The organism is Pseudomonas sp. NBRC 111139, assembly GCF_001753955.1.
In the GTDB taxonomy this organism is placed as follows: domain Bacteria; phylum Pseudomonadota; class Gammaproteobacteria; order Pseudomonadales; family Pseudomonadaceae; genus Aquipseudomonas; species Aquipseudomonas alloputida.
The window spans coordinates 1-26,837 of the sequence record NZ_BCBP01000081.1 but is presented as its reverse complement, the minus strand read 5'-3'; the positions used below and the strand labels follow the sequence as shown (position 1 = coordinate 26,837).

The window sequence follows — 26,837 nt, the reverse complement described above, 5'->3', positions numbered from 1 at the left end:
GGGCGGCGCTCGATCTGCGCCCCACCACCACCCCCGCGTCGAACCTCTCGTGGCCCCCGGCGCCCCCTCCCCCCCGGCGCCCCCCGTCGAACCCTACTGCGAATAACCCTTCAGGAAATTGCCGATCCGGCCAATGGCTGCTTCCAGGTCATCCACCCGCGGCAAGGTCACCACGCGGAAGTGGTCCGGCCACGGCCAGTTGAACGCCGTTCCTTGTACGATCAGCAGCTTCTCCGACAGCAACAGGTCAAGGGCGAACTTCTCGTCGTTGAGGATCGGGCAAACCTTCGGGTCGATCCGCGGGAACGCATACAGCGCGCCCATCGGCTTCACGCAGCTGACGCCAGGGATGTCGTTGAGCAGTTCGTAGGTGCGGTTGCGCTGCTCCAGCAGGCGCCCCGGTGGCAGCACCAGGTCGTTGATGCTCTGGTAGCCGCCCAGCGCGGTCTGGATGGCATGCTGGGCCGGCACGTTGGCGCACAGGCGCATGTTGGCCAGCATGTCGATGCCTTCGATGTAGCTGAGTGCGTGGTGCTTGGGCCCGGAAATGATCAGCCAGCCAGAGCGGAAGCCCGCCACCCGGTACGACTTGGACAAGCCGTTGAAGGTCAGGCACAGCAGGTCCGGGGCCAGCGAGGCGGTGCTGATGTGCACGGCTTCGTCGTACAGGATCTTGTCGTAGATCTCGTCGGAGAACACCACCAGGTTGTGCTGGCGGGCCAGCTCCAGCATGCCCAGCAGCAGCTCTTTGGAGTAGACGGCGCCGGTCGGGTTGTTCGGGTTGATGATCACCAGCGCCTTGGTGTTCGGGGTGATCTTGGCCTTGATGTCCTCAAGGTCAGGGAACCAGTCGGCCTGCTCGTCGCACAGGTAGTGCACCGGCTTGCCGCCGGCCAGGCTCACGGCGGCAGTCCACAGCGGGTAGTCGGGGGCCGGGATCAGCACTTCGTCGCCGTTGTTGAGCAGCGCCTGCATCGACATGACGATCAGCTCGGACACACCATTACCCAGGTAGATGTCCTCGATGGTGACGCCTTCGATTTCTTTCTGCTGGCAGTACTGCATCACCGCCTTGCGGGCACTGAACAGGCCTTTGGAGTCGCTGTAGCCCTGTGCGGTGGGCAGGTTGCGGATCACATCCTGAAGGATTTCATCAGGCGCCTCGAAGCCAAACGGCGCCGGGTTGCCGATGTTCAGCTTGAGGATGCGGTGGCCTTCCTCCTCCAGGCGTTTGGCGTGCTTGAGCACTGGGCCGCGAATGTCGTAGCAGACATTGGCGAGCTTGTTCGATTTGCTGAACTGCATGATGGGATCCCGATTGAGAAAACGCGCTACGCCCCGCCGAAAGGTTTGAAAGGGCAGGAAGCGGGTGCCAGACTGAACGCCTGGCACACGAAGCCAACTAATATACGTGCCACCCGCGCCCCGGAAAAGACGGTGTGGGGTGAAATTCAGCCTGCCGAGGTTTCTACATGAAAAAGATCGAAAAAACCCTGGACGAATGGCGGTCGATGCTCGACCCCGAGCAGTACCAGGTCTGCCGCCTCAAGGGCACCGAACGGCCATTCAGCGGCAAGTACAACAGCGAGCGCCGCGATGGCATCTACCATTGCATTTGCTGCGGCCTGGCGCTGTTCGATGCGCAGACCAAGTTCGACGCTGGCTGTGGTTGGCCAAGTTTCTACGCCCCGATCGAGGACAGCGCGATGATCGAGATTCGCGACACCTCCCACGGCATGATCCGCACCGAGGTCACCTGCGCCCGTTGCGATGCGCACCTGGGGCATGTGTTCCCTGACGGCCCGCCACCGACCGGCCTGCGCTACTGCATCAACTCGGTGTGCATCGACCTTCGTCCGCGCGACTGACCGGAGCCCGATCATGGCTGCAACGATGCTGAACATCCCCTGCGTGACCCTGAGCGGCGAGCACAAGACGCTGGGCGACTTCCCGGGCAAGGTGCTGTTGGTGGTCAATACCGCCAGCCAGTGCGGTTTTACCCCGCAGTACAAGGGCCTGGAGCAACTGTGGCAGGCCTACCGCGACCGTGGCCTGGTGGTACTGGGCTTTCCGTGCAACCAGTTCGGCAAGCAGGAACCTGGCGATGCGCGGGACATTGCGCAGTTCTGCGAGCGTAATTTCGGCGTGAGTTTTCCGTTGTTTCGCAAGGTCGAGGTCAACGGCCCAGGCGCTCACCCTCTGTTCGTCGAACTCAAGCAACGCGCCCCGGGTATTTTGGGTAGCCAGAAGATCAAGTGGAACTTCACCAAGTTTCTGGTCGACCCGGCCAGTGGCCAGGTCACGCGCTATGCCCCCTCCACCAAGCCACAGGCCCTGCAGGCGGACATCGAGCGTTTGCTCAGCCGCTGAAGGGCACCCAATGGTCAACCAGGGCCAGTAGCTCTTCGCGGCGGAATGGCTTGGCCAGGTAGTCGTTCATGCCCGCCGCCCGGCAGCGTTCGCGCTCTTCGGGCATGGCGTTGGCGGTGAGGGCGACGATCGGCAACTCGGGCCAGCGGCCGCTTTGGCGGATACGCCGGCTGGCCTCGTAGCCGTCCATCACCGGCATGTTGCAGTCCATCAGTACCAGGTCGAATTCCTCACGCGCCAGCAGCTCAAGGGCCTCCGCGCCCTGGGTGGCCAGTTGCACCTGGCAGCCGAGCTTGGCCAGCATGCCCTTGGCCACCAGCTGGTTCACCGGGTTGTCCTCTACCAGCAGGATCCTCGCACGGCCTTGCTCCTGGGTAATGGCCGGGATGGCCAGCGGGTGTTCGGGCTCATGGCCTTGCAAGGTGCGGCGCAGGGTCTGGTACAGGGCGTTGCGTGCCAATGGTCGGGCCAGCTGGTGCAGCGGGGCCAAAGCCAAGGACTGCTCGTTGGGCAGGAAGTTGCCGTAGGCAGTCACCAGCAGAATCGGGGTTTTCAATGCCGGGCGCAGTTCGAACAGGTGCTCGACGTCGTCGGTGATCAACAGGTCGATCACTGCGGCATCCAGCGTGGCGCAACTGTCATGGCGCTGGTAGGTCAGGCCCCAGGCAGGCAGCAAGTGCTGCAACAGTTCATTGAGCCCGCTGCCGGCTGCGCTCAGTGCTGCCACGCGGCCATGCAAGGGCGCTGGCGGGATGGCTTCGGTGTGCACGGTCAGCGGCAATTCGGCGGTAAAACAGCTGCCAAAGCCCGGCTCGGAGCGAATGTGCAGGTGGCCCTGCATGGCCTTGCACAGGTTGCGCGTCAGCGCCAGGCCCAGGCCGGTGCCACCGTACTGGCGGGTGATGCCGGCACCGGCCTGGGTGAAAGGCTGGAAGATGCGCGCCTGGGCGTCTTCGGGGATGCCGATGCCGGTATCCCGTACCTCAAGGCGTACACCACCGACAATGGCCATCAAGCGCACATCGACACGGCCGAAGCGGGTGAACTTCAGCGCGTTGGACAGCAGGTTGCTGACGATCTGCCGCACACGCGTGGGGTCGCCGAGCACGCTGCTGGGGAAGTCGCTGGTGATCAGGCAGGTCAGCTCCACGCTTTGCGCGGTGTTCTGCGACAGCAGGTTGGCGGTGTCTTCCACCATCGAGCCCATGTCGAACGCAATGCGTTCCAGTTCCAGCTGGCCGGCATCGAACTTGGACAAGTCGAGAATATCGTTCAGCAGCTCTACCAGCACCTTGCCCGAGTCATGGGCGATAGCCAGTTGCTGGCGTTGCTCGCTGGGCAGCGGGTTGTCCAGCGCCAGGGCGATCATGCCCAGCATGCCGTTGAGCGGGGTGCGGATTTCATGGCTCATGTTGGCCAGGAAGGCGGCGCGAGCCTGGGCCATGTCCAGCGCTCGGCTGCGGGCTTGTTCCAGCTCCTGGTTGGACAGGCTCAGGCTGCTGTTGCTGGCCTTGAGCTCGTTGGTGCGCGCCGACACGATGTCTTCCAGCTCGTTCAGGTACTGGGTCAGACGGTTTTCCGCAGTGCGCCGCTGTTCGATCTCGGTGGCCATGCTGATGAACTGCTGGTTGGCGACCTTCACCAGCACGCCGATTTCGTCATGCTCGTGTCCGTGTGGGCATTCCAGGCGCGTTTGCCGGGGTTTGCGCGGGTCGCTGCCGCTGAGTGCGCCAATCACCGTCACCAGCGGCTTGGTCAGCATCATGTAGAACAGCGCCAACAGGAGGCCGGTGAGCACCAGGCTGCGGGCGAACCCATTGAGCAGGGTGATGCCGGCACGGTCGAGAAAGCGGCTGCCGAAGGCGAAGGTGTCGATGTCCAGGTACAGGGTGCCCAGGTATTGCTCCGGCATGTGGGTCAGGTACAGGCGCTCCTTGAACTGGCGTTGCTCGCCGAACAGGAAGTCGCTGAGTGGCCGGGAGCGGTCCTGCAGTTTTGGCCGCTCGACATCGGCCAGTACCGTTTCGTTGTTGTCGATCAGCCGTGCGCGGATGACGGCCGGCGACTGCAGCAGGCCGCGGGTCAGCTCCAGCGCCAGTTCCGAGTCGATGTTGTAGGCGATGCGCGAGGCCGGGTTGTGGCTGATTTGCAGCAACGCGTTCACTTCACGGTTGATGGACGCGTCTTCGCTGGCATAATCGATGCCGATCTGGATGAGACTGAGCAATGTTCCCAGGATGAAGCCGACCAGGACTGTCAACCGGGCTTGCTTGTATGACAGGCGATTGGTGAACTTGATATCCATGAGTCCCGAGCCGGTTTCCCGTTCCTTGCGCTGCGCAAGCATAGCCGAATAGCCCCGGCTGCTGGTGGGTCTGTCTGTTCATTTCAGTTGATCGCCAAGCGGGGGCCGCTTGGCGTCCCTTCGCGGGCTTGTCCGCTCCCACAGGTACAGCTTAGCCCCAGGCTGAAGGCAAGCCCTGAGGGAGCGGGCAAGCCCGCGAAGGGGCGCGCAGCGGCCCCCAAAAAACTGAAATTGTTAGGAGTCGTCATGGACGCTCGCTTGATCGCTTTTCTGGACCGCGCCGAATCGGTACTGGCGCGCCTTGAACCCCTGTTGCCGGCACAACGCCCGCACATCGACTGGGGCACCACACTGGCCGCGCGCTGGCAGCGTGATGGCCGCAGCGGCTACCTGCTGCCGCTGGACGTCAGCCTGGACATCCGCCTGACCGACCTGATCGGCGTCGACAAACAGCGCGACCAGCTGGGCCGCAACACCCACCAGTTCATCAACGGCCTGCCAGCCAACCACGCGCTGCTGTGGGGCTCGCGCGGTACTGGCAAGTCGTCGCTGGTACGTGCCTTGCTGGCCGAGCACGCCAGCGCCGGCCTGCGCCTGATCGAAATCGAACGTGACCACCTGGCCGACCTGCCACGGGTGGTCGAGCAACTGCAGAAGTTGCCGCAACGCTTCATCCTGTTCTGCGACGACCTGTCGTTCGAAGCCGGGGAGGGCGACTACCGGGTGCTCAAGAGTGTGCTCGACGGCTCGCTGGAGCAGGCCCCGGACAACGTGCTGCTGTACGCCACCTCCAACCGCCGCCACCTGGTGCCCGAGAAGGAGAGCGACAACGAGAACTGGAAGCGTGTGGACGGCGAACTGCACCCCAGCGAAGCGGTGGAGGACAAGATTGCCCTGTCTGACCGTTTTGGCCTGTGGCTGTCGTTCTACCCGTTTACCCAGGACCACTTCCTGAACGTTGTCGAGCACTGGATTGGCCAGTTGGCACAACCTGCGGGCCTTGTGTGGCAGCGCACCGAAGCACTCGACATCCTCGCCGTGCGCTGGGCCACCGGCCGCGGTAACCGTAATGGCCGTTGTGCCTATCAGTTCGCCCGCTACTGGGTCGGGCTGCAATTGCTGGAGCAAAAGTAAATGATCGACCTCAATGCCAGTGGCGCCGGCCTCGACGGCTACAACCTGCTGGCGGCGCAAGTGCAGGCGCTGTTCGCCGACGAGCGTGACTTCATCGCCAACGCCGCGCAGTTTTCCGCGTTTCTGTATAACCAGGTGGACGACCTGAACTGGGCGGGGTTCTACCTCAACCGCAACGAAGAGCTGGTGCTGGGCCCGTTCCAGGGCCAGGTGGCGTGCGTGCGCATTCCGTTCAGTAAAGGTGTGTGTGGTGCCGCGGCGGCAACGCGGCAGACCCAGCGGGTCGAGGATGTACATGCATTCCCTGGCCACATTGCCTGTGACAGTGCCTCCAACAGCGAGCTGGTGATCCCGTTGGTGAAGGACGGCAGGTTGATTGGCGTGCTGGACCTGGACAGCCCGACGGTCGGGCGGTTCAGCGAGGCGGACCAGGTGGGGCTGGAGCGGTTGGCGGCGATCTTTCTGGCGTTGACTGACTGCTGATCGATGTTGCCTGTGCCGGCCTCTTCGCTTGTAGGAGCGGGTTTACCCGCGAATACGGTGGCGGCGGCAACGGTGAATGACCAGGGATATTGGCCAGCAGACCCGGCCCTTTCGCGGGTAAACCCGCTCCTACAACGGCCTGTGTCTGGCCACCGATGCGTTTCCACCCCCGTGTAGGAGCGGGTTTACCCGCGAATACGGTGGCGGCGGCAACGATGAATGACCAGGAATACTGGCCAGCAGCCCCGGCCCTTTCTGGCGGCGCAAGTGCAGGTGCTGTTCGCCGACGAGCGTGACTTCATCGCCATTTCTGTATAACCAGGTGGACGACCTGAACTGGGCGGCCCCTGCAGGTAATCCGCGATGAAAAGCATTTTCAGGTCCATAGGTTTCAGCTCTCGCCAAGGCTTGGTCAGATCCTCGAAAACCGACCTTGCCAGTAAAAGACTGTTACCTATGTGCGTGAACTGATTTGTAACCGATGTGGGTGAGTCATACCGCTTGCAGCGGTTCAACTCCTTCTGGTGAGCTTCAGGAAATCATCCACCGACATCAATGGAACGGGCACGATCACCACCGCCCAGAAATGGTGCTCTGGGTTGGGTTCGATGGCGAGTATCACCGCGAACTTGTTCGATGAGCTTGGCGTGAAGACCCCGTCGGCATCAATCTGCCCACCGCCTGCCAAGAGGCTCCATTCAGTGGCAAGCGGATCGACTTCACGCTCGAGCCCATTGGCGTCGAGGTGAGTCATAACCAGTTTTAGCTTGTCGCCGCTTTTGCTTAACTTGAACTCATGTGTTGGCGCTCTATTGAGCACCACATAAGTACTGTACAGAGGAAAGGTGAGATTGCCTGTGGGTACAACATCTATCCATACAGGTTCCTGGTTGCTGGCTTCTGCACCTGGGTTTGAGGCTTTATTATATAACTCGCTTGCACTCACCATCTTGACGAGCGGCGCCACACCAGAGGCCGGGGGCGTGCCCGCCTCAACGGCCACTATGGAAGGTGGGGTTTTCTCGAACAGGCCACACATAACATTGTCGAGTTCTTTCGCCCCTGTGCAGCCATGCAAAGTGCGTGGGTGGATCAATAGGCTCAAGCTGTAGAAGTCGCTGAGCCTATAACCTGCGTCAGGGACTGTATCCAGGCCGACATAGGTATTCATGTACGAGGTGTTGGTTGCGTAGGGTTGCTTGCTTACAGCAGGAGCGCTCGCGGAGGTCATCGTGAGTGGGGCGAAGATACCATTGTTGTCTTCACGCCAGGCGATATAGAAAATAGAGTGTGCTGAGTTCTCCGAGGCCCGCGGGTAGAAGCGCAAGGGACGCATTAGCCATTCACTGGCGGGTAGCGCATCCACGTCATGCAGCGTGACATGTTGCTCGCTGGGCGGTAGCGTCAGGTAGCGCACGTCGAAGTCGTAACTGCGTTCCCGCTGCGCGCGCCACGGGTAGCCGATAGAGAAGCTCGATCGTCCTTGCTCAATTTCAAGCCTCACCCTTTTACCTGGCTCGTACAGTCCTTTGCATGCGGCAGCATCAAATTCACGAAACAAGTTCAAATGGCTACTTTCATACGAAACAGTGATCGCCTCTATAGCGGCTGATGTGCTTCCCGGCTTTCGGCGTAGGGTGATGTGTTGGTAGTTCAGAAATCGCCGGCGAACACAGATTGTGTCTTTTCCGGGTGAGGTCGAAAAACTCAGCAGTGGTCGGCCCAGCCTGCAACTGACCAAGTGCGAGGCAAAGCCCAATGACGTTGGGATCTCAAATTTCAGCGTATCGCAGTCTTCCGGGAGGTCGTCTGGATGAGTGCCATGGACCCTGGATAGCGCTTCGTTCAATTCCACTGTGTCGCAAACAAGGTGGGCTCGCCATCCATGCATTTCATAAGCGGTGGCAGTTTTAGGGGCTTCCATGGGGCACCTGCGGTTGGGTTAGCTGCCATGCACCGTAGCCCCCCTTTGCGTTCGTTCACAACTGGCAGAACTGACAGGAGGCAAGCGGCCCACCCGGCATCGCCCTTGCAGACAAAGCCTCAGTCATAGATGACTTTCTTTTTCCAGGTCTCCTCCTCATCGGTCTTCAGCCCATCGGTCAATTCGTTGTGTTCGTCCTCGGCCGGGGCCATGCGGTCCAGCACCTGTGCATTGGCCCGAGCCAGCAGTTTCTCAAGATACGTCAGTTGCTCTTCATACGCTTTCGGCTCCGGCTGCTTGCGCAAATACTGTACGCCGCGCTCGAAGGCCAGGCGCGCCTGGCCGGGCTGGCCTTTTTGCAGGGCCTGTTGGCCGAGGTTGTTGAAGAACTCTATATGCAGCAGCACCAGGATATGGCGGATTTCCTTGACCCAATGCTTGGCCTCGACGGCAGGCAAGAAGCCCTCATGGGCAGCGCGGGTCACCTGATTGTGCAGCGCCTCCAGCAAGAAGCGTACGTCCTTGGCCTTGATCTCGGTGTGGATCGGGTTAGGTGGGTTGTTGACCGGGATCTTGTCGCCCAGGGCAATCAGCCCTTCCAGTTCGGCGATGCGCGCCTTGAATTCGGTATTGCGCTTGTCCACCGCCAGCAGGCGCTGGTTGAGGTTCAGCTCCAGGCGGGTCAGCAGCAATTTGAGGGGCGGGGTCATGAACTGGCCGGGGAACGTCTCGGTGATCTCGCCGCAGCGGCGCAGGCGGTCGGCGAGCTCGATCTTCGTCCGGGCGCGCTCAAGCTTGCCATTTTCGACCACATTGTTGAGGTAGCCGATTACGATCAGCAACGCGATGCCCGCCACGATGAGCAGGGTGATCAGAAGTGGTGTCACCGTTAATGCCTCATGAATAGGTTTGCATGATTGAGTGTAGGAGCGAGCGTGCTCGCGAGAGGCCCTGACAGCCATTCTCTTTTTCTATCGGCAAACTGTGCCATGACTGGATGCTGGCACATTAATGCTGACTTGACGCCAGAAAATCAACGCCAAACCCCGCCGGGGCTGCCGAAACAGCGCTGGGTGTGCCCGGAAGTCATTGATTTAAATAAATTTCTACAAAGGGGTTGACGCCTCCCCGAACCATCCATAGAATGCGCGCCACTTGCAGCGTAAAGCACACAGCGAAACGCAGCAGGGAGTGAAAGCAAGCAGTAATGCTTGTAGCGTGTCCCCTTCGTCTAGTGGCCTAGGACACCGCCCTTTCACGGCGGTAACAGGGGTTCGAGTCCCCTAGGGGACGCCAATGCGGGAATAGCTCAGTTGGTAGAGCACGACCTTGCCAAGGTCGGGGTCGCGAGTTCGAGTCTCGTTTCCCGCTCCAGTTTCTCCGGCACTGCTTAACGGCGGGGCAGGAAAAGAAAATCCAGGCTGAATCGTGAGGTTCATGTTCTGGTGCACTGAAAAGTGTTGTGTGTCCCCTTCGTCTAGTGGCCTAGGACACCGCCCTTTCACGGCGGTAACAGGGGTTCGAGTCCCCTAGGGGACGCCAAATGCGGGAATAGCTCAGTTGGTAGAGCACGACCTTGCCAAGGTCGGGGTCGCGAGTTCGAGTCTCGTTTCCCGCTCCAGTTTAAATACTGTGGCGTCTATGCGGTGCAGTGGTGGTGAAGGCTGTAAAGGCGCTTCACGCCGAACGTGGTAAAGCTTCAAATTGCGGGAATAGCTCAGTTGGTAGAGCACGACCTTGCCAAGGTCGGGGTCGCGAGTTCGAGTCTCGTTTCCCGCTCCATATAGTAAAAAAGGCAGAGACGAAAGTCTCTGCCTTTTTTTATGGCCAATATTTTTTGTCCTGGTGGGCACTTCCCGTGCCCACGCCAGGCTCATTTATCGGTAAGTCATGGTGAAGTCCAGCGCCCCGTTGGCCGGCCCTGCGGTCACCGTTGGCGCTGTCTGAAAGAAGCGCGCCTTGAAATGCAACACGGTCTTGTCGACAACCAGTGGCGTGACCGCTTCATCCTGCTGAAGGGGCATCGGCCTATCGTTACTACGCAGTAGCTGGATGCCTATACCCGTTGCGCTACCCGGCTTGTTGTCCAGGCTGAACACGCCCTGTGCTGGCTCCAAGGGCACCGACCCTTTTGCCCCTTCCAGGCGAATATAGGCGCTGGCGATACCGCCGGCTGGGTCGTCTCTGCAATCGCTGAGGGTGACGTAGAAGTCCTTCGCATCGGTGTAGCTGCCGGGCCCCGTGAAATCTGCGAGGGTATAGGTTCCCAGCTGCACCGGGTCGGCGCTCACCGGGTTCGCCAACAGGGTGCAATGTGCTTGCTGCACTACGCCGCTGAAGGATCCACTGCGGGTCGAAGTACCGATGTGGCTGAATAGCGACCCCTCCAAAGGGGAGGAAACACTCACGCTGTTCTGGAACACTGATGTCGTCGAGCAAAGAATATTCACCGCGCCGGTGACGGACGCAGACCTCATCATGCATGTCCCCGCCAGTAGGCTCGGGGAGGGCGAGCCTGTTCTGAAATACCGGGTAGTGATCTTCAATGGTGTGCCTGAAGACTCAGCCCCACTTATGCTGACCATCGACCGCCAGGCCCCAGTCCTGGCGAGCGACAATAAGGTGCAGCCGCCTCCCGAGGTGGTTACCGGCGGTGTGACCGTGGTGTACCTGGAGCAGAACGGCGATGAGTTGTTGGCGACGTTGCCCGCCTACGATGCCCCTCAGGTCGGTGACCGCATCAGCTATTACTGGGACCGGCAGCTGGGTAGTGACGAACTGGTTGATGTGCTCAGCCTCACCCAGGCTGATGTGGCGGCGGGGACGCTACCGAAGCTGAAATATGGCGGTGAAATGATTCGTGAGCGTGGAGATGGTCCGCGATTCCTGCACTATCGAGTCGATGATCGTGCTGGCAACCAGAGCGCCGCATCCGCTCTCCTGCAACTGACGGTGGCGGCCACGCCTGCTCCACGCACGCTCTCCTGGCCTGAACTGTCGGGGGTGGAGAGTGATGAAGAAACGATTGTGCTGGAAACCGGTTCGTTAGAGGAAGATCTGGAGGCATTGATCCCCGAGGATGCAGGCGTCGGTAGCCTGGAGCCTGTGCAGATGCAGTGGGGCGAACCAGGCCAGGTCGGGGCTGTGACCATTCAGGGTGCGCCTGGTACCCGAAGCTTTATGGTCCCGCTGAAGCATGTGCCCGCCCACAGTGGCAAGACCATCCCGCTGTATTACTTGGCCAGCGGCGATATGTCGATCAAGCGCCAGGTCAGGCTGACTGTATTCAGGCCCTCTGCGCCGGGGCCTCAGATAAAAGAAGCGGGCACTCAATATCTAAGCCTGAAGGATGTAGGGGAGGGTGTTCATGTTACCCAAGTCGCTTGGGGGCTCATCAGTACCGACCAGCGTGTCACGATCAGGGCATTCGCTTATGACGCGCAGTCCCAGTTGCAGGAGCATATCGTGCTCGATCAGCATGCAGTCACCGAGCCGGAAATGCTGGACGGGTTTGGACAAGGGGGAACGCTGATCCTGCCACGGTCCTTTTTTGATACGCTGAATGCGGGCATTACATTCTTCGTGCGGACAACGGTGAGCCTGGACGGCGGTCAGACATGGCCCGAAAGTGGCTATTTCCAAACGTCGCTCACATTGGTCCCGTGATCCGCCTAAAGATGAACATCGCTTGTCTGTTTTTCGGATGTCGCGCCGTAGTCGTTGATGATCGAGAAGGTTACCTTGGTATCGGGTGCAAGCTGTTTGCCTGGTAACGGATACATTTGTTGTGAGAAGGGCGCCACCATCGCTCTCGCTTGCAGGTTGTGCGCACCGACTTGCACCTGGTTGAAGGTGAAATGATAAGGCGAGGGGTTGTCGACAACCAGGTTGGCCTTGCCGTTGAGTGTCTGCACCGACCATTTCAGCGCTTTGAGGTGTTCTTCGGGTCGGCTTTTCAGGTGGCTAGGGCGATAGAACAGCTTGATGCGGGTGCGCAGGGCGATGTTAAGGAGGTTCGCGTTAGTTTCTAACTGCTGGGGAATCTCCTGCACATTGAAGTAGAACAATGACTCCCGGTCTTCCGGCAAGTCGTTAGGCAACCGATTGATCTGGACCATCTGCTGTTTGCCCGGGTCGAGGCGGAACAGTGCGGGTGAAGCGATCAAGGGGACGGGGGTGACAGTGTCGTCTTCTTCAGTGTTGACCCAAGCCTGTGCGGCGAAGGTGGAGTTACTGGGATTGGCGACAATGACCGATGAGTTGCGCGAATCGGTACCGTGTACGATACGTGTGGAATCGATTGTCAACGCTGCTTGTGCTGGAGATACCGTGGTCGCCAGGCAGCTTGCAAATGCGAGCAGACGCAAAGTGGGGAATCGCTGAATGATGGACATCGAGAGGGTGAACCTTCGTTCAAGGTTTTTTGTATCTGGAGGCCCCAGGTGCCGAGTTCCAGCACGTGGGGCAATGATCAGTTGATCGCGACCACGAAGGTGACGGTCGACGCTATATCACCTTGTTCCACCGCTGGCGCTATTTGCTGCAGGCGGGCCGAGAAAACCATCTCGGTCGGATTGGTATCGCTCAGCGGGTAGTCCATGGATGGGGTGTCTGGTGCGAGCTGCGCACCGGTTCGGTCAGAAATTTTCAGGCCCAAGCCCTTGGTGTAACCGATGCCATCTTGCAGGCCGTAGAGGTCGCCGCTGGTGCCGGCTTGGCCGTAAGCTGGGGTGAAGGTGACGTTCGCGACTGCACCTGTGCCGATGGTACAGCTACCGCCAGGGGTGAGCCGTAGCGCAAAACCGATCCGTGGGGTTTCTTGGCCGGCACCGACAAAGTCCTGTGTCTTGTAGTTGCCCAAATTCAACACTGGCATGGGGACGCCGGTGCCTGGTGTCACGACATCAATAGGGCAAGTGCCGCCAGGGCTGACAGTTCCGGTGAAACTCATCGTGCCGTTGTTGGCCATTGCTGCGCTGCTGGTCAACGTGATGGCGAGTATGGAGAGTATTTTTTTCATGCGTCTTCCTAAGTGAAGCCAAGCGTGAAGCTTGAACAGGTATGTTCCATTCGTGCCCGTATTGGGGGGGGGATGGCACCTGATGCAGGGTAGAGAAGACGCAAGGTAAGGTCTGTAGGAGAAGGTTTTCGTTTTGACGGGATTTAAGAACAGTGTGCGTGTCACAAATACACAGCCCGGGGCGCTGCCCAGAAAGCTGGGCAGCCGTAACCCGGCTTAGTGGCTGCGGCCCTGGTTCGAGGCGTTCAGCAGTTGCTTTTCCTGATTCCAGTCGAAGGGTTCATCGCTCTGCTCCGCTTCGTAGCGACGCTCCTCCAGTCTCTGGTAAAGGTCCAGTTCTTCGTCTGGCATGAAATGCAAGCAGTCACCGGCAAAGAACCACAGCAAATCGCGGGGCACCAGGTGAGCGATTTGTGGGTAGCGCTGGATGACTTGGCAGATCAGGTCCTGGCCCAGGTATTGGCTTTCGAGCGGGGCTTGCGGCAGCAGGGTCAGCAGTTCGTCGAAGCGTTCGAGGAACAGGGCGTGGCTTTCCTCCGGCACCTGCTCGGCTTCACCCAGGGCCACCAATATGGTGCGCAGGTGGTTCAGCAGTTGCAGGTGATATTCCAGGTGGGGGTTAGCCATTGGGGCGGTCCTCGGGGTGGTTGAAACGGGGCGCGGAGTATACGCCGGTTGGGGAAGGGGCCGCAAAACGGCCCCTGTCTCAGCGTACCTTGCCTTGCTCCGGCAGCAGCTGTGCCTTGTCGAAGGCGTCCACGTCGATCACCGCACGGCGCGCTTGCTCGGCTGCATGCAGGCGTTGCGCCTGATCAGGCTGAAGTACACCACTGTCGACTGCCGCATCGATCACCGACTGCCCGGGCGCCGGTCGTACCTTGCCTTCCTTGATTGCCTGATGCAGCGCGTTGTGCAGCGGCGTCGACGCCTCCAGCAGGTCGCAGGCCCGTTGCAGGGCTGCCACCGGGTCGCCGTCGGCTTGCGGCCTGAAGCAACCGGCAAGCAGCTCTTCCAGCGCAGGGTCGCCTTTGCTGCGTCCGATCAGCGCTGCCACCTCGGCGTCCAGTTCATCGCTCGGCCCGGTATGACGGCGGCCGAAGGGGAACACCAGCACCCGTAGCGCGCAGCCGACGAAACGGTTGGGGAAGTTGTCGAGCAACCGGTCCAGGGCGTGCTCCGCCTGGCCCAGGCTTTCTTCCATGGCCCAGCGCAGCAGGGGCTGCATGTGCTCGGGCGAACCGAGATCGTGGTAGCGCTTGAGTGCGGCACTGGACAGGTACAGGTAGCTGAGTACATCGCCCAGCCGCGCACTCAGGCGCTCCCGGCGCTTGAGCGCCCCGCCCAGCAGCATCATCGACAGGTCCGCCAGCAGGGCAAAGGCGGCGGCCTGGCGGTTGAGGGCCCGGAAGTAGCCTTGGCTCAGCGTGTCTCCCGGTACTTTCTCGAAAACCCCCAGCCCCAGGTTGAACACCACAGTGCTGGCCGCATTGCCGGCGGCGAACAGGATGTGTTTCATCAGCAGGTCATCGAATTCCTGAAGTGCGTGATCGTGGTCTTCACGCCCGGCCAACGCCATCTCCTTGAGCACGAACGGGTGGCAGCGAATGGCGCCCTGGCCGAAGATCATCAGGTTGCGCGAAAGGATGTTGGCGCCTTCGACCGTGATGAAGATCGGCGCTCCTTGCCAGTTGCGGCCCAGGTAGTTGTTCGGGCCCATGATGATGCCCTTGCCACCGTGCACGTCCATGGCGTGCTGGATGCATTCGCGGCCTCGTTCGGTCAGGTGGTACTTGAGGATCGCCGACAGCACCGAGGGTTTCTCGCCCAGGTCTACGGCCTTGGCGGTCAGCAGGCGGGCACTGTCCATCAGCCAGGCGTTGCCGCCAATGCGTGCCAGCGATTCCTGGATACCTTCGAAGGCAGCCAGTGGCACGTTGAATTGCTCGCGGATATTGGCGTACTGGCCGGTCACCAGGCTGGTGTACTTGGCAGCCCCTGTACCCACGGCAGGCAGTGAGATGGAGCGGCCTACCGACAGGCAGTTCATCAGCATCATCCAGCCCTTGCCGAGCATGGCCTGGCCACCGATCAGGAAGTCCAGCGGTACGAACACGTCTTTGCCGCTGTTGGGGCCGTTCATGAAGGCGGCGCCCAGCGGCAGGTGACGTTTGCCGATTTCGACGCCGGGCGTGTTGGTGGGGATCAGGGCCAGGCTGATGCCGAGCTCCTCCTGTTCGCCCAACAGATGGTCGGGGTCGTAGGCTTTGAAGGCCAGGCCCAGCAGGGTGGCGACCGGGCCGAGGGTGATGTAGCGCTTTTCCCAGTTCAGGCGCAGGCCGATCACTTCTTCGCCGTGCCACTGGCCTTTGCAGATGATGCCGGTGTCGGGCATGGCGCCAGCGTCGGAGCCGGCCAGTGGGCCGGTGAGGGCGAAGCAGGGGATTTCCTCGCCTCGGGCCAGGCGGGGCAGGTAGTGGTTGCGTTGTTCGTCGGTGCCGTAATGCAGCAGCAGTTCGGCAGGGCCCAGGGAGTTGGGCACCATCACCGTGGAGGCCAGGTCGCCGCTGCGGGTGGCCAGTTTCATCGCCACCTGGGAGTGGGCGTAGGCGGAGAAGCCCTTGCCGCCGTATTCCTTTGGGATGATCAGGGCAAAAAAGCCATGCTGCTTGATATGTGCCCAGGCTTCGGGCGGCAGGTCCAGGTCCTGGCCGATCTGCCAGTCGCTGACCATGGCGCACAGTGCTTCGGTCGGGCCATCGATGAAGGCCTGTTCTTCATCGGTCAATTTCGGTGCCGGGTAGGCCAGCAAGGTGCGCCAGTCGGGGCGGCCACTGAACAGTTCGCCGTCCCACCACACGGTGCCGGCGTCGATGGCTTCGCGCTCAGTCTGGGACATGGGCGGCAGGGTGCGCTGGAACCAGCGGAATACTGGGGCGGTAAACACCTTGCGTCGCCACTGCGGGAGCGCAACCAGGGCGATCTTCAGGGCCAGCACCACCCAGATCAGGGCCAGCAGCCAGCCGGGGGCACTGCTGAAAATGCCCATCAACAGCACATAGGCCGCCAGGATGCCGAGAATCTGCAAGGGCGCCAGGCGCCGGTGCGTGAGGTACGCCGCGCCGATCACCAGCACCACCAACCACAACAGCAACATAATCGGTCCTCCTTGGAACCAAGGGCTTGAGCCGTCCCAGACAGCTTAGACGCAATGCTGTGAACGGCATGTTCAGAACAGTGACAGGGTGTGGCGGTGGGAGTTTCAGTTCATGTGTTCGCCTGTACCGTTCCATTCCCTCCTACAACGGTGTGTGGCGAGCCCCCCGATCGATGTAGGTGCGGGCTTGCCCGCGAATGCGATGGTGCTGCGACGGTGAATGATCTGGGATATTGGCCGGCAGGGCCGGCCCTTTCGCGGGTAAACCCGCTCCTACGACGGTACGTGGCAACATCACCGAGCGATGCAGGGGCTTGCCCGCGAAGAGGCCCGTACAGGCGGCGAAGGTCTGGAGTAGACTGTGCCACCTCCGCACTCAAAAGGATGTTGCCATGCTGAAGATCTGGGGCCGCAAGAATTCGAGCAATGTGCGCAAGGCGCTGTGGATCGCCCACGAGCTGGGCCTGGACTTCGAATCCATCGACGCCGGCGGCGCCTTCGGCGTGGTCAACGAGCCGCACTACCGCGCCCGCAACCCCAACGGCCTGGTGCCGATGCTCGAAGACGGCGACCTGACTTTGTGGGAATCCAACACCATCGTTCGCTACCTGTGCGCGGAGTACGGCACGGAGCAGGGCTGGTATCTGGCAGACCCACGCCAGCGCGCCCTGGCCGACAAGTGGATGGACTGGACCACATCGTCCTTCGCCGCACCCTTCCGCCCGCTGTTCTGGGGGCTGCTGCGCACGCCGGAAGACCAGCGCGACTGGGTGGCGATCAACGCCGCGCACAAGCAGTGCGCGCAATTACTGGCCATTGCCGACGAAACCCTGGCCAATCAGCCGTACCTGTCCGGTGACCAGATCGGCATGGGCGACATCCCACTGGGTAGCTTCATCTATGCCTGGTTCGAACTGCCCATCGAGCGCCCGGACATGTACCACCTTCAAGCCTGGTATGAGCGCCTGAAGCAACGCCCGGCCTACCAGGCCGCCGTGATGACCGCGCTCACTTGAACCCGCTTCGATAGTCATTATCAATAGATGTGACTGTACTTGTGCAGCCTGGCCTTGCACCATGGCTGCACTCACTGCGCCAGTGACTTTACCTGGCGTGTCCTGCACCTTTTTCTTCGGTAAGTGACCCGCTATGAGTTCCGCCCTGTCCATCCGACAGCTGACCAAGACCTACGGCAATGGCTTTCAGGCCCTCAAAGGCATCGACCTCGATGTTGCCGAAGGCGACTTCTTCGCCTTGCTCGGCCCCAACGGCGCCGGCAAATCCACCACCATCGGCATTCTCTCGACCCTGGTGAACAAGACCAGCGGCACAGTGAGCGTGTTCGGTCACGACCTGGACCGCGAGCCCTCCGCGCTCAAGCGTTGCCTGGGCGTGGTGCCGCAAGAGTTCAACTTCAACCAGTTCGAGAAGACCTTCGACATCGTCGTGACCCAAGCCGGGTACTATGGCATCCCGCCCAAGCTGGCCAAGGAGCGCGCCGAGCAGTACCTGACCCAGCTGGGCCTGTGGGACAAACGTGATGTGCAGTCGCGTTCGTTGTCCGGCGGCATGAAGCGGCGTCTGATGATTGCCCGCGCATTGATCCACGAACCGCGTCTGCTGATCCTGGACGAACCCACCGCCGGGGTGGATATCGAGCTGCGCCGCTCGATGTGGAGCTTCCTCACCGAGCTGAACCAGAAGGGCATCACCATCATCCTCACCACCCACTACCTGGAAGAGGCTGAACAGCTGTGCCGTAACATCGGCATCATCGACCACGGCACCATCGTCGAGAACACCAGCATGCGCCAGTTGCTGGGCAAGCTGCATGTCGAAACCTTCGTGCTCGACCTCAAGCAGGACCTGGCCACGGCGCCGGTACTGCAGGGCTACCCGTGCCGGCTGCTGACCCCGCATAGCTTGGAAGTGCAGGTGGAGAAGGACATCGGCATCACCGCGCTGTTCGGCCAGCTGGCGCTGCAGAACATCGAGGTACAGAGCCTGCGCAACAAGACCAACCGACTTGAGGAGCTGTTCGTGTCCCTGGTGGAAAAAAACCTGTCGAAGGTGGCCGTATGAGTGTGGAACTGCGCACCAACTGGGTCGCCCTGAACACCATCGTCTACCGCGAAGTGCGGCGCTTCCTGCGCATCTGGCCGCAAACGTTGCTGCCGCCAGCGATCACCATGGTCCTGTACTTCGTCATCTTCGGTAACCTGATTGGCCGGCAGATCGGCGACATGGGTGGCTTCACCTACATGCAGTACATCGTGCCGGGGCTGATCATGATGTCGGTGATCACCAACTCATACGGCAACGTGGTGTCGAGCTTTTTCGGCAGCAAGTTCCAGCGCTCGATCGAAGAACTGATGGTGTCGCCGGTGTCGCCGCACACCATTCTCATCGGCTATGTGCTGGGTGGGGTGCTGCGTGGTTTGGCGGTGGGGGTGATCGTGACCATCCTGTCGATGTTCTTCACCGACCTGCAGGTGCACCACCTGGGCGTGACCGTGGTGGTTGTGCTGCTGACAGCCACCATCTTTTCGCTGCTTGGCTTCGTCAACGCAGTGTTCGCGCGCAACTTCGACGATATCTCGATCATCCCGACCTTCGTGCTGACGCCGCTGACCTACCTGGGCGGGGTGTTCTACTCGATCAACCTGCTGCCGCCGTTCTGGCAGACCGTGTCGTTGGCCAACCCGGTGCTGCACATGGTCAACTCGTTCCGCTACGGCATTCTAGGGGTGTCGGATATCAGCATTGGCACGGCGATCACCTTCATGCTGGTGGCCACTGCGGTGCTCTACGTTGTTTGCGTTCGCTTGCTGGTCAGCGGCCGTGGCATGCGGGCCTGAAGCCTTGCACCGGCATTGGCGACGACGCCACTGCCGGCCCACCCACCAGCGCCAGTAGAACATGGTGGTGAAGTAGGCAAGGATGCCCAGCACCACGCCGCACACCACCGAGCCGAGCAGGAAGGGTTGCCACAGCGTCGACAGCTGGTCGGTGATCCACTGGAAGGTCAGCTCGTCGGGCAGGGTGCGCGGCGGTACCTGCATCAGCCAGGCACCGGTCATGTAGGTGACGAAGAACACCGGCGGCATGGTCAACGGGTTGGTCAGCCACACCAGGCTGACGGCGACCGGCAGGTTGCCGCGCACCGGGATCGCCAGGGCCGCCGCCAGCAGCATCTGCATCGGGATGGGAATAAGCGCCGCGAACAGGCCCACACCCATGGCTCTGGCCACCGAATGGCGGTTCAGGTGCCAGAGGTTGGGGTCGTGCAGCAATTTGCCGAAAAAGCGTAAGGACTTGTGTTCCCGAATGCTGGTCGGGTCCGGCATGTAGCGTTTGAAAAGTCGGCGCGGCATGTAGGCTCCCGGAGCGTTGACCCTGGCAGTATGCCCTTAATCCTGCTCCGCCTCGTTTAGAGTTTGTGACAATTGTTGAGCAAGCGATGCCGGCAATTGAGCTATGCCTCAGGAGGTGACTCGCCTTCTGGAGCTCTACCTCATGCGCACAGGGATGTTTGCGCTCGCGCTCGGGCTGTTGTGCCTGGGCTTTCTGCCCGCATTGCCATCGGTCGGATGGTTGATAACCCTGGCAGCCTGCGCTGTCGGCAGCCTGTTTACCCGCGTCTGGCCGTTGGGTTGGTTTCTGCTGGGCTTGTGTTGGGCGTGCGGGTCTGCTCAGCAGGCCCTTGATGATCGTCTGGCTGCCGGCCTGGAGGGGCGCACCTTGTGGCTGGAGGGGCGGGTGGCGGGTTTGCCGGCCCGCACTGCACAAGGCGTGCGTTTCGAGCTGGAAGCGCCACGCTCGCGGCGGGCCGAACTGCCTCAGCGCCTGCAACTGAGCTGGTTCGACGGCCCGCCGCTGCGGGCGGGCGAGCAGTGGCGGCTGGCCGTGACCTTGCAGCGCCCGGACGGGCTGCTGAACCCGCATGGGCCCGACCGTGAAGCGCAGTTGCTGGCGCGACGGGTGGGCGCTACGGGTACGGTCAAGGCGGGGCAGTTGCTGGCGCCAGTCGCCGGTGGTTGGCGCGATGCACTGCGTCAGCGCTTGCTGATGGTCGAAGCCAATGGCCGGCAGGCAGCGCTGGTGGCACTGGTGCTTGGCGATGGTGCGGGCATGGCCCGGGAGGACTGGCAGACGTTGCAGGCCACCGGCACGGTGCACCTGCTGGTGATTTCCGGCCAGCACATCGGCCTGGTCGCCGGTTTGCTCTATGGCCTGGTCGCCGGGCTGGCACGTTGGGGGCTATGGCCGGCAAGGCTACCGTGGTTACCCTGGGCCTGCGGCCTGGCCATGGCCGCAGCGCTGGCCTACGGCTGGCTGGCGGGTGGTGGGGTGCCAGTGCAGCGGGCCTGCCTGATGCTGGCCGTGGTGCTGCTCTGGCGTCTGCGCTTTCGCCACCTTGGCGCTTTTTTTCCGTTGCTGCTTGCACTGGTCGCTGTGCTTGTATTCGAGCCACTGGCGGCGTTGCTGCCTGGGTTCTGGCTGTCGTTCGCCGCCGTGGCCACGCTCATCTACTGCTTCAGTGCCCGGTTGGGGGGTTGGCGGCCCTGGCAGGCCTGGACACGAGCGCAATGGGTGATCGCCGTCGGCTTGCTGCCGGTGTTGCTGGCCACCGGCTTGCCGGTGAGCCTCAGTGCACCGCTGGCCAACCTTGTGGCGGTGCCGTGGGTCAGCCTGGCGGTCTTGCCATTGGCGTTGTTGGGCACGTTGATGTTGCCGCTGGCGGGCGTTGGCGAGGCGTTGCTCTGGCTGGCAGGTGGCCTGCTGGATGTGCTGTTCCGCGGGCTGGCGCTGGTGGCGCAACAGCGCCCGGCATGGGTGCCGCCGGCCCTGCCGTGGTGGGCCTGGCTGCTGGTATGTCTGGGTGCGCTGTTGCTTTTGCTGCCTCGTGGTGTGCCGCTGCGCGGGTTGGGAGGGGTGATGCTGCTGGCGCTGTGGGTACCCAGGGAGCCGGTGCCGTTTGGCCAAATCGAGGTCTGGCAGCTGGATGTCGGCCAGGGGCTGGCGGTGCTCTTGCGTACGCGGCATCACAGCCTGCTTTACGATGCCGGGCCGGCCAGGGGGGAAAGCGACTTGGGGGAACGCGTGGTGCTGCCAACCTTGCGCAAGCTGGGGGTGGGCGGCCTTGACGTGATGGTGATCAGCCATGCGCATGCCGATCATGCGGGCGGGGCCGTGGCCATTGCGCGTGGTTTGCCGATCAAGCGGATAATCGGTGGGGAAGCGCTGGTTGATGTTCCGTTGCAGCCTTGTGCCAGTGGCGAGCAATGGGACTGGGATGGCGTGCGTTTTTCGCTGTGGCGCTGGGTGGACGGGCAGAGCAGTAATGACCGGTCCTGTGTGCTGTTGGTCGAGGCGCAGGGCGAGCGCTTGCTGCTGGCGGGGGATATGGAAGTTGCTGCCGAACGGGCCTGGCTGGCGGACACTGAAGTGCCGCGTATCGACTGGCTGCAGGCGCCGCATCATGGCAGCCGCAGCTCGTCCACCGAGGCGTTCGTCCGGGCTACCGCACCGCGCGGGGTATTGATTTCGCGGGGGCGCAACAACAGTTTCGGGCACCCCCACGTGCAGGTGGTCGAGCGGTATGGGCGGCATGGGGTGGTGATGCATGATACGGCGGTGGAGGGGGCATTGCGGTTGGTGCTGGGGCGGCATGGGGAGGTTGAGGGTGTGCGCCGACAGCGGCGATTCTGGCGTGATGTGGGGGGTGGCTGATCTGGCCCTTTCGCGGGTAAAGCCGCTGCCACAGGTACTGCACGGCCCAGAGGGCCGACCCGGTAGCCCGACAGCCTAATTCCCTGACCTCCGGCAGATGAGCCCTCGGCGCGCCTATGGTAGAGTGGCGGCCTTTTTCCGAAGGGGCGTTTACTGTGTGGGAATTGGTCAAGTCCGGTGGTTGGATGATGCTGCCGATCATTCTGAGTTCCATCGTTGCCATGGCTATCGTCGTCGAGCGCCTGTGGACCCTGCGTGCCAGCCGCGTCACCCCGCCCCACCTGCTGGGCCAGGTGTGGATGTGGATCAAGGACAAGCAACTGACCAGTGACAAGCTCAAGGCGCTGCGGGCCGATTCGCCACTGGGCGAAATCCTGGCAGCGGGCCTCGCCAACTCGCGCCATGGTCGTGAAATCATGAAAGAGTGCATCGAGGAGGCCGCCTCGCGCGTCATCCACGAACTGGAACGCTACATCAGCACCCTCGGCACCATCGCCGCCATGGCGCCTCTGCTGGGCCTGCTGGGCACCGTGCTGGGCATGATCGACATTTTCAGCGCCTTCATGGGCTCGCAGATGACCGCCAACGCCGCCGTGCTGGCCGGTGGTATCTCCAAGGCCCTGGTCACCACTGCGGCAGGCCTGATGGTCGGTATCCCGGCGGTGTTCTTCCACCGCTTCCTGCTGCGCCGCATCGATGAGCTGGTGGTCGGCATGGAGCAGGAGGCGATCAAGCTGGTGGAAGTGATCCAGGGCGACCGTGAAGTGGAAGTGGCCGGAGGCAAGGCGTGAAGTTCCGGCGCAATCGCCAGCGGGAGAGCGTCGACATCAACCTGGCGTCGCTGATCGACGTGGTGTTCGTCCTGCTGCTGTTCTTCGTGGTTACCACCACCTTCACCCGCGAAACGCAACTGCGCGTCGAGCTGCCCGAAGCCACCAGCGCCGAGCCGGCGCCGACCGACCCGGGCAAGCTGGTGGAAATCACCATCAGCGCCGAAGGCGTGTATTCGGTGAACAACCACCTGCTGCCCAAAAGCGACCTGGCCACCCTGAGCGAGGCCATAGCGCGCGAGTCGGGTGGCGACAACACGCTGCCGCTGGCCATCAGCGCCGACGGCAAGACCCCGCACCAGGCTGTGGTCACCGCAATGGATGCTGCCGGCAAGCTCGGTTTCAGCCAGTTGCGCATGACCACCGTCGAGGCGGCCCAGGGCACGCCTTGATGGCTTTCGCCGACCGCTTGCTCGCTGCCTGGTACGCCGGGCATCCGGCGCTGGCGCTGCTGCGTCCGCTGGAGGCCTTGTATCGCCGCGTGGTCACGCGCAAGCGGGCACGTTTTCTAAGGGGTGACAGTGCCAGCTACCGGGCACCGGTACCGGTCATTGTCGTGGGCAACATCACCGTCGGTGGCACCGGCAAGACGCCGATGATTCTCTGGTTGATCGAACACTGTCGCCAGCAAGGGCTGAAGGTGGGCGTAGTCAGCCGCGGTTATGGTGCCAGGCCTCCACGGCTGCCCTGGCGGGTGCAGGCCGATCAGCCGGCCGATGAGGCGGGCGACGAGCCGCTGCTGATCGTGCAACGCACCGGCGTGCCACTGATGATCGACCCGGATCGCGCCCGGGCCGTGCAGGCATTGCTGGCCAGCGAACCCCTCGACCTGATCCTGTGCGACGACGGTATGCAACATTACCGCCTGGCCCGTGACCTGGAACTGGTGCTGATCGACGCTGCCCGCGGCCTGGGCAATGGCCGCTGCCTGCCGGCGGGGCCGTTGCGTGAGCCGGCCGACCGCTTGCGTGAGGCTGACGCGGTGCTGTTCAACGGCGCCAGCGAAGACCGCACCGAGGGTTTTGGTTTCCGCCTGCAGCCGTCGGCCCTGGTCAACGTGCGCACTGGCGAGCGCCGTGCGCTCGACCATTTCCCCGCCGGCCAGCGCCTGCATGCGGTGGCCGGTATCGGCAACCCGCAACGTTTCTTCAACACCCTGCTGGGGCTAAACTGGCAGCCGGTGCCGCATCCCTTCGCCGACCATGCGCAGTTCAGTGCCCGGAGCCTGGCTTTCAGCCCGCCACTGCCGCTGGTCATGACCGAGAAGGACGCGGTGAAATGCCGGGCCTTTGCCGCTGACGACTGGTGGTACCTGGCCGTCGAAGCGCAGCCTACGCCGGCTTTCAGCGCCTGGTTCGACAACCAGCTGCAACGCTTGTTGCGCAAACCCTGAGCCCGTTTTCAATTTCCGGCCACCTGGCCTAAAGGAAGCCTCCAATGGACACCAAACTGCTTGATATCCTGGCCTGCCCGATCACCAAGGGCCCGCTCAAGCTGAGCGCCGACAAGACCGAGCTAATCAGCAAAGGCGCTGGCCTGGCCTACCCGATTCGCGACGGTATCCCGGTCATGCTGGAAAGCGAGGCACGCACCCTGACCGACGACGAGCGTCTTGACAAATGAGCCTGGAATTTACGGTAGTAATCCCCGCCCGGCTGCGCTCCACCCGCCTGCCAGGCAAACCGCTGCTGCTGATTGCCGGCAAGCCAATGGTGCAACATGTGTGGGAGCAGGCCCGCAAGAGCGGTGCCAGCCGTGTGGTCATCGCCACCGACGACACCAGCATCCTCGAAGCCTGCCAGGCCTTCGGTGCCGAAGTGCTGATGACCCGTGCCGATCATGAATCGGGCACTGACCGCCTGGCCGAAGTGGCCGCGTACCTAGGGTTGCCGGCTGACGCCATTGTGGTCAACGTGCAGGGCGACGAGCCGCTGATCCCGCCGGTGATCATCGACCAGGTGGCGGCCAACCTGGCGGCGCATCCGGAAGCCGGTATCGCCACCCTGGCCGAGCCGATCCATGAACCGGAAACCGTGTTCAACCCGAACGCGGTCAAGGTGGTGAGTGACAAGAACGGCCTGGCCCTGACGTTCAGCCGAGCGCCGCTGCCCTGGGCCCGCGATACCTTTGCCAAGGCCCGCGACGTGCTGCCGGAAGGGGTGCCCTATCGCCGTCATATTGGCATGTACGCCTACCGTGTCGGCTTCCTGCACGACTTCGTCAGCTGGGGCCCATGCTGGCTCGAGCAGGCTGAAGCGCTGGAGCAGCTGCGTGCCCTGTGGCACGGCGTACGCATTCACATCGAGGACGCCATCGAGGCGCCTGCCGTGGGTGTCGACACCCCTGAGGATCTGGAGCGCGTACGGCGCTTGCTGGAGGCCTGATGCGCGTCCTGTTCGTGTGCCTGGGCAACATCTGCCGCTCGCCTACCGCCGAAGGCGTGCTGCGCCATCAATTGCACGCTGCCGGGCTCGCTGACAAGGTGCAGGTGGCTTCTGCCGGCACCGGCGATTGGCATGTCGGCAAGGCGCCAGACAGCCGCACCTGCAAGGCGGCGCTGGCGCGCGGTTACGACCTGTCGCAGCAACGCGCCCAACAGGTCAAGGCATCGCACTTCGCCGAATACGATCTGGTGTTGGCCATGGATGAGCACAACCTGCGCGATCTGCGCGCCCTGCGCCCGTCCACGGCAGTGGGCGAACTCGACCTGTTCCTGCGCCGCTACGGTGCAGCCCTGGATGAAGTGCCAGACCCGTACTACGGTGGCGCCGACGGCTTCGAGCAGGTGCTGGACCTGGTGGAAGCGGCTTGCCAGGCGCTGGTACTGGAAATCAAGGGGCGTCTATGACAGTGCAGTGGCAGGAGCAGGTATCGCTCAAGCCTTACAATACCTTCGGCATCGACGTGAAGGCGCGCTATTTCAGCCAGGTGCAGGACGACCAGCAGGTGCGTCAGGCACTGGGCCAGGCACAGCAGAGGGGCTTGCCGGTACTGGTGATCGGGGGTGGCAGCAACCTGCTGCTGACCCGCGATATCGATGCACTGGTGCTGCACATGGCCAGCCGCGGTCGGCGTGTGCTCAGTGACGATGGCGAGCGTATCGTGGTCGAAGCCGAGGCCGGTGAGCCATGGCACGCGTTTGTGCAATGGGCGCTGGCGCAGGGCTATTGCGGGTTGGAGAACCTCAGCCTGATCCCCGGCACCGTGGGTGCTGCGCCGATGCAGAACGTGGGCGCTTACGGGGTGGAAATCAAGGACGTATTCGCCGGGCTGACAGCCCTGGACCGTGAGACGGGCGCGCTGCGTGACTTCAGTTTGGCGGAATGTGCTTTCGGCTATCGCGACAGCCTTTTCAAGCGCAATCCCGGCCGCTGGTTGATCCTGCGTGTGCGCTTTGCCTTGACCCGCACCCTGCATGCTCATCTGGACTATGGCCCGGTGCGCCATCGTCTGTCTGAGCAGGGTGTGACCGAGATGACCGCGCAAGCGATCAGCGATGCAATCTGCAGCATTCGCCGCGAGAAGCTGCCAGACCCGGTAGAGCTTGGCAATGCCGGGAGCTTCTTCAAGAACCCGGTGGTAACGGCTGATCTGGTCGAGCGAATTCGTGCGCAGTATCCCGCGGTTGTGGCTTACCCCCAAGCGGATGGCCAGGTGAAACTGGCCGCGGGCTGGTTGATTGAGCAGGCGGGCTGGAAGGGTCATCGTGACGGTGATGCTGGCGTGCATCGCTTGCAGTCGCTGGTGCTGGTCAACTATGGCCAGGCGAGCGGAGCGCAGATGCATGCGCTGGCGCGCAAGATTCAGGCGGATATCTTCGAGCGGTTTGGGGTTGAGCTGGAGATGGAGCCTAATCTTTACTGATTTGCCGGCTGTGAACCCCC

At 62.2% G+C, this 26,837-nt stretch carries 25 protein-coding genes, 5 tRNA genes and 1 pseudogene; 21 read left to right on the top strand and 10 right to left on the bottom strand.

What is annotated here, in order from left to right; all coding sequences use genetic code 11:
• Positions 1–93 precede the first annotated feature (93 nt).
• On the bottom strand, positions 94–1,305 hold the full coding sequence (locus tag BJQ17_RS26180) for a pyridoxal phosphate-dependent aminotransferase (protein WP_004575940.1): 1,212 nt from the start codon (positions 1,303–1,305) through the stop codon (positions 94–96).
• A gap of 167 nt (positions 1,306–1,472) precedes the next feature.
• On the opposite strand from BJQ17_RS26180, the gene msrB reads away from it, so the two are divergent.
• Positions 1,473–1,868: a peptide-methionine (R)-S-oxide reductase MsrB gene (gene msrB / locus BJQ17_RS26175; RefSeq protein ID WP_003247101.1), complete on the top strand. Its 396-nt coding sequence runs from the start codon at positions 1,473–1,475 to the stop codon at positions 1,866–1,868.
• 13 nt (positions 1,869–1,881) lie between these two features.
• The gene (locus tag BJQ17_RS26170) at positions 1,882–2,370 is read left to right on the top strand and encodes a glutathione peroxidase (protein WP_004575941.1); all 489 of its coding nucleotides are present in this window, start codon (positions 1,882–1,884) and stop codon (positions 2,368–2,370) included.
• On the opposite strand, the gene BJQ17_RS26165 is transcribed toward BJQ17_RS26170, so the two are convergent.
• A complete protein-coding gene (locus BJQ17_RS26165; protein WP_070096838.1) occupies positions 2,360–4,717 on the bottom strand; it encodes a response regulator in 2,358 nt (785 codons plus the stop codon). The two genes, BJQ17_RS26170 and BJQ17_RS26165, sit on opposite strands and share 11 nt — an antisense overlap.
• 204 nt (positions 4,718–4,921) lie before the next feature.
• Here BJQ17_RS26165 and BJQ17_RS26160 point away from each other — a divergent pair, with 204 nt between their 5' ends.
• Positions 4,922–5,809, top strand: coding sequence for an ATP-binding protein (locus tag BJQ17_RS26160; RefSeq protein ID WP_003247104.1), 888 nt, complete (start codon positions 4,922–4,924; stop codon positions 5,807–5,809).
• The gene (locus tag BJQ17_RS26155; RefSeq protein ID WP_003247105.1) at positions 5,810–6,292 is read left to right on the top strand and encodes a GAF domain-containing protein; all 483 of its coding nucleotides are present in this window, start codon (positions 5,810–5,812) and stop codon (positions 6,290–6,292) included.
• 511 nt (positions 6,293–6,803) lie between these two features.
• Here the strand turns inward: BJQ17_RS26155 and BJQ17_RS26150 are convergent.
• Together BJQ17_RS26150 and BJQ17_RS26145 are read right to left on the bottom strand one after the other, a co-directional pair.
• Entirely contained in the window at positions 6,804–8,216 is a 1,413-nt protein-coding gene (locus BJQ17_RS26150; protein ID WP_175442759.1) for a hypothetical protein, read from the bottom strand.
• A 119-nt stretch (positions 8,217–8,335) separates the two neighbouring features.
• The gene (locus BJQ17_RS26145) at positions 8,336–9,103 is read right to left on the bottom strand and encodes a hypothetical protein (RefSeq protein ID WP_003247107.1); all 768 of its coding nucleotides are present in this window, start codon (positions 9,101–9,103) and stop codon (positions 8,336–8,338) included.
• A 333-nt stretch (positions 9,104–9,436) separates the two neighbouring features.
• Between BJQ17_RS26145 and BJQ17_RS26140 the strand changes: the two genes are divergently transcribed.
• The 5 genes from BJQ17_RS26140 to BJQ17_RS26120 all read left to right on the top strand — a co-directional run bounded on the left by BJQ17_RS26140 (position 9,437) and on the right by BJQ17_RS26120 (position 9,998).
• Positions 9,437–9,512 (top strand) — tRNA-Glu (locus tag BJQ17_RS26140).
• 2 nt (positions 9,513–9,514) lie between these two features.
• Positions 9,515–9,590 (top strand) — tRNA-Gly (locus tag BJQ17_RS26135).
• A 92-nt stretch (positions 9,591–9,682) separates the two neighbouring features.
• Positions 9,683–9,758: transfer RNA gene (locus BJQ17_RS26130), tRNA-Glu, on the top strand.
• A 3-nt stretch (positions 9,759–9,761) separates the two neighbouring features.
• Positions 9,762–9,837, top strand: a tRNA-Gly gene (locus BJQ17_RS26125).
• 85 nt (positions 9,838–9,922) lie between these two features.
• Positions 9,923–9,998, top strand: a tRNA-Gly gene (locus tag BJQ17_RS26120).
• 95 nt (positions 9,999–10,093) lie between these two features.
• Here the strand turns inward: BJQ17_RS26120 and BJQ17_RS31840 are convergent.
• Positions 10,094–10,693 (bottom strand): fimbrial protein, encoded by a 600-nt coding sequence (locus tag BJQ17_RS31840; RefSeq protein ID WP_256559965.1) that lies wholly within the window; start codon positions 10,691–10,693, stop codon positions 10,094–10,096.
• On the opposite strand from BJQ17_RS31840, the gene BJQ17_RS26110 reads away from it, so the two are divergent.
• The gene (locus tag BJQ17_RS26110; RefSeq protein WP_070096836.1) at positions 10,581–11,882 is read left to right on the top strand and encodes a hypothetical protein; all 1,302 of its coding nucleotides are present in this window, start codon (positions 10,581–10,583) and stop codon (positions 11,880–11,882) included. The genes BJQ17_RS31840 and BJQ17_RS26110 overlap by 113 nt on opposite strands.
• Before the next feature lie 5 nt (positions 11,883–11,887).
• On the opposite strand, the gene BJQ17_RS26105 is transcribed toward BJQ17_RS26110, so the two are convergent.
• The 4 genes from BJQ17_RS26105 to BJQ17_RS26090 all read right to left on the bottom strand — a co-directional run bounded on the left by BJQ17_RS26105 (position 11,888) and on the right by BJQ17_RS26090 (position 16,390).
• A complete protein-coding gene (locus BJQ17_RS26105; RefSeq protein ID WP_237742399.1) occupies positions 11,888–12,610 on the bottom strand; it encodes a molecular chaperone in 723 nt (240 codons plus the stop codon).
• A gap of 77 nt (positions 12,611–12,687) precedes the next feature.
• A complete protein-coding gene (locus tag BJQ17_RS26100; RefSeq protein WP_152442288.1) occupies positions 12,688–13,236 on the bottom strand; it encodes a fimbrial protein in 549 nt (182 codons plus the stop codon).
• Positions 13,237–13,452: 216 nt separating this feature from the next.
• The gene (locus BJQ17_RS26095; RefSeq protein WP_003247124.1) at positions 13,453–13,863 is read right to left on the bottom strand and encodes a PA2817 family protein; all 411 of its coding nucleotides are present in this window, start codon (positions 13,861–13,863) and stop codon (positions 13,453–13,455) included.
• Positions 13,864–13,942: 79 nt separating this feature from the next.
• On the bottom strand, positions 13,943–16,390 hold the full coding sequence (locus BJQ17_RS26090; RefSeq protein ID WP_003247125.1) for an acyl-CoA dehydrogenase: 2,448 nt from the start codon (positions 16,388–16,390) through the stop codon (positions 13,943–13,945).
• Between the two features lie 392 nt (positions 16,391–16,782).
• Here BJQ17_RS26090 and BJQ17_RS26085 point away from each other — a divergent pair, with 392 nt between their 5' ends.
• The 3 genes from BJQ17_RS26085 (at position 16,783) to BJQ17_RS26075 (ending at position 19,248) form a co-directional block, all read left to right on the top strand.
• The gene (locus BJQ17_RS26085; protein WP_003247126.1) at positions 16,783–17,406 is read left to right on the top strand and encodes a glutathione S-transferase; all 624 of its coding nucleotides are present in this window, start codon (positions 16,783–16,785) and stop codon (positions 17,404–17,406) included.
• Positions 17,407–17,539: 133 nt separating this feature from the next.
• Positions 17,540–18,472: an ABC transporter ATP-binding protein gene (locus BJQ17_RS26080; protein WP_003247127.1), complete on the top strand. Its 933-nt coding sequence runs from the start codon at positions 17,540–17,542 to the stop codon at positions 18,470–18,472.
• Positions 18,469–19,248: an ABC transporter permease gene (locus BJQ17_RS26075; RefSeq protein ID WP_047604512.1), complete on the top strand. Its 780-nt coding sequence runs from the start codon at positions 18,469–18,471 to the stop codon at positions 19,246–19,248. The genes BJQ17_RS26080 and BJQ17_RS26075 overlap by 4 nt, the downstream gene beginning before the upstream one ends.
• A gap of 9 nt (positions 19,249–19,257) precedes the next feature.
• Here the strand turns inward: BJQ17_RS26075 and BJQ17_RS30550 are convergent.
• Positions 19,258–19,764 (bottom strand): annotated as a pseudogene (locus BJQ17_RS30550) (DUF2062 domain-containing protein); the annotation flags it as partial.
• A gap of 142 nt (positions 19,765–19,906) precedes the next feature.
• Between BJQ17_RS30550 and BJQ17_RS26070 the strand changes: the two are divergent.
• The 8 genes from BJQ17_RS26070 (at position 19,907) to murB (ending at position 26,817) form a co-directional block, all read left to right on the top strand.
• Entirely contained in the window at positions 19,907–22,123 is a 2,217-nt protein-coding gene (locus BJQ17_RS26070) for a DNA internalization-related competence protein ComEC/Rec2 (protein WP_070096835.1), read from the top strand.
• Between the two features lie 155 nt (positions 22,124–22,278).
• Positions 22,279–22,914, top strand: coding sequence for a MotA/TolQ/ExbB proton channel family protein (locus tag BJQ17_RS26065; protein ID WP_003247132.1), 636 nt, complete (start codon positions 22,279–22,281; stop codon positions 22,912–22,914).
• Positions 22,911–23,345, top strand: a complete 435-nt coding sequence (locus BJQ17_RS26060) for a biopolymer transporter ExbD (protein WP_003247134.1) — start codon at positions 22,911–22,913, stop codon at positions 23,343–23,345. The genes BJQ17_RS26065 and BJQ17_RS26060 overlap by 4 nt, the downstream gene beginning before the upstream one ends.
• A complete protein-coding gene (gene lpxK, locus BJQ17_RS26055) occupies positions 23,345–24,346 on the top strand; it encodes a tetraacyldisaccharide 4'-kinase (RefSeq protein WP_003247136.1) in 1,002 nt (333 codons plus the stop codon). Before BJQ17_RS26060 ends, lpxK begins: the two co-directional genes overlap by 1 nt.
• A 44-nt stretch (positions 24,347–24,390) precedes the next feature.
• The gene (locus BJQ17_RS26050) at positions 24,391–24,576 is read left to right on the top strand and encodes a Trm112 family protein (protein ID WP_003247142.1); all 186 of its coding nucleotides are present in this window, start codon (positions 24,391–24,393) and stop codon (positions 24,574–24,576) included.
• Positions 24,573–25,337, top strand: coding sequence for a 3-deoxy-manno-octulosonate cytidylyltransferase (gene kdsB, locus BJQ17_RS26045; RefSeq protein ID WP_003247143.1), 765 nt, complete (start codon positions 24,573–24,575; stop codon positions 25,335–25,337). Before BJQ17_RS26050 ends, kdsB begins: the two co-directional genes overlap by 4 nt.
• A complete protein-coding gene (locus BJQ17_RS26040; RefSeq protein WP_004575950.1) occupies positions 25,337–25,801 on the top strand; it encodes a low molecular weight protein-tyrosine-phosphatase in 465 nt (154 codons plus the stop codon). Before kdsB ends, BJQ17_RS26040 begins: the two co-directional genes overlap by 1 nt.
• On the top strand, positions 25,798–26,817 hold the full coding sequence (gene murB / locus BJQ17_RS26035; RefSeq protein WP_003247146.1) for a UDP-N-acetylmuramate dehydrogenase: 1,020 nt from the start codon (positions 25,798–25,800) through the stop codon (positions 26,815–26,817). Before BJQ17_RS26040 ends, murB begins: the two co-directional genes overlap by 4 nt.
• Positions 26,818–26,837 lie beyond the last annotated feature (20 nt).

What these genes read in the sequence shown, in the direction of transcription:
- BJQ17_RS26170 (WP_004575941.1), top strand. Translation starts at nt 1,882, where the DNA reads ATGGCTGCAACGATGCTGAACATCCCCTGCGTGACCCTGAGCGGCGAG.
- BJQ17_RS26160 (WP_003247104.1), top strand. Translation starts at nt 4,922, where the DNA reads ATGGACGCTCGCTTGATCGCTTTTCTGGACCGCGCCGAATCGGTACTG.
- BJQ17_RS26070 (WP_070096835.1), top strand. Translation starts at nt 19,907, where the DNA reads ATGCGCACAGGGATGTTTGCGCTCGCGCTCGGGCTGTTGTGCCTGGGC.
- BJQ17_RS26050 (WP_003247142.1), top strand. Translation starts at nt 24,391, where the DNA reads ATGGACACCAAACTGCTTGATATCCTGGCCTGCCCGATCACCAAGGGC.
- BJQ17_RS26165 (WP_070096838.1), bottom strand. Translation starts at nt 4,717, where the DNA reads ATGCTTGCGCAGCGCAAGGAACGGGAAACCGGCTCGGGACTCATGGAT.
- lpxK (WP_003247136.1), top strand. Translation starts at nt 23,345, where the DNA reads ATGGCTTTCGCCGACCGCTTGCTCGCTGCCTGGTACGCCGGGCATCCG.
- BJQ17_RS26075 (WP_047604512.1), top strand. Translation starts at nt 18,469, where the DNA reads ATGAGTGTGGAACTGCGCACCAACTGGGTCGCCCTGAACACCATCGTC.
- murB (WP_003247146.1), top strand. Translation starts at nt 25,798, where the DNA reads ATGACAGTGCAGTGGCAGGAGCAGGTATCGCTCAAGCCTTACAATACC.
- msrB (WP_003247101.1), top strand. Translation starts at nt 1,473, where the DNA reads ATGAAAAAGATCGAAAAAACCCTGGACGAATGGCGGTCGATGCTCGAC.
- BJQ17_RS26040 (WP_004575950.1), top strand. Translation starts at nt 25,337, where the DNA reads ATGCGCGTCCTGTTCGTGTGCCTGGGCAACATCTGCCGCTCGCCTACC.
- BJQ17_RS26105 (WP_237742399.1), bottom strand. Translation starts at nt 12,610, where the DNA reads ATGTCCATCATTCAGCGATTCCCCACTTTGCGTCTGCTCGCATTTGCA.
- BJQ17_RS26155 (WP_003247105.1), top strand. Translation starts at nt 5,810, where the DNA reads ATGATCGACCTCAATGCCAGTGGCGCCGGCCTCGACGGCTACAACCTG.
- BJQ17_RS31840 (WP_256559965.1), bottom strand. Translation starts at nt 10,693, where the DNA reads ATGAGGTCTGCGTCCGTCACCGGCGCGGTGAATATTCTTTGCTCGACG.
- BJQ17_RS26090 (WP_003247125.1), bottom strand. Translation starts at nt 16,390, where the DNA reads ATGTTGCTGTTGTGGTTGGTGGTGCTGGTGATCGGCGCGGCGTACCTC.
- BJQ17_RS26110 (WP_070096836.1), top strand. Translation starts at nt 10,581, where the DNA reads ATGTGGCTGAATAGCGACCCCTCCAAAGGGGAGGAAACACTCACGCTG.
- BJQ17_RS26080 (WP_003247127.1), top strand. Translation starts at nt 17,540, where the DNA reads ATGAGTTCCGCCCTGTCCATCCGACAGCTGACCAAGACCTACGGCAAT.
- BJQ17_RS26100 (WP_152442288.1), bottom strand. Translation starts at nt 13,236, where the DNA reads ATGAAAAAAATACTCTCCATACTCGCCATCACGTTGACCAGCAGCGCA.
- BJQ17_RS26180 (WP_004575940.1), bottom strand. Translation starts at nt 1,305, where the DNA reads ATGCAGTTCAGCAAATCGAACAAGCTCGCCAATGTCTGCTACGACATT.
- BJQ17_RS26085 (WP_003247126.1), top strand. Translation starts at nt 16,783, where the DNA reads ATGCTGAAGATCTGGGGCCGCAAGAATTCGAGCAATGTGCGCAAGGCG.
- kdsB (WP_003247143.1), top strand. Translation starts at nt 24,573, where the DNA reads ATGAGCCTGGAATTTACGGTAGTAATCCCCGCCCGGCTGCGCTCCACC.
- BJQ17_RS26095 (WP_003247124.1), bottom strand. Translation starts at nt 13,863, where the DNA reads ATGGCTAACCCCCACCTGGAATATCACCTGCAACTGCTGAACCACCTG.
- BJQ17_RS26150 (WP_175442759.1), bottom strand. Translation starts at nt 8,216, where the DNA reads ATGGAAGCCCCTAAAACTGCCACCGCTTATGAAATGCATGGATGGCGA.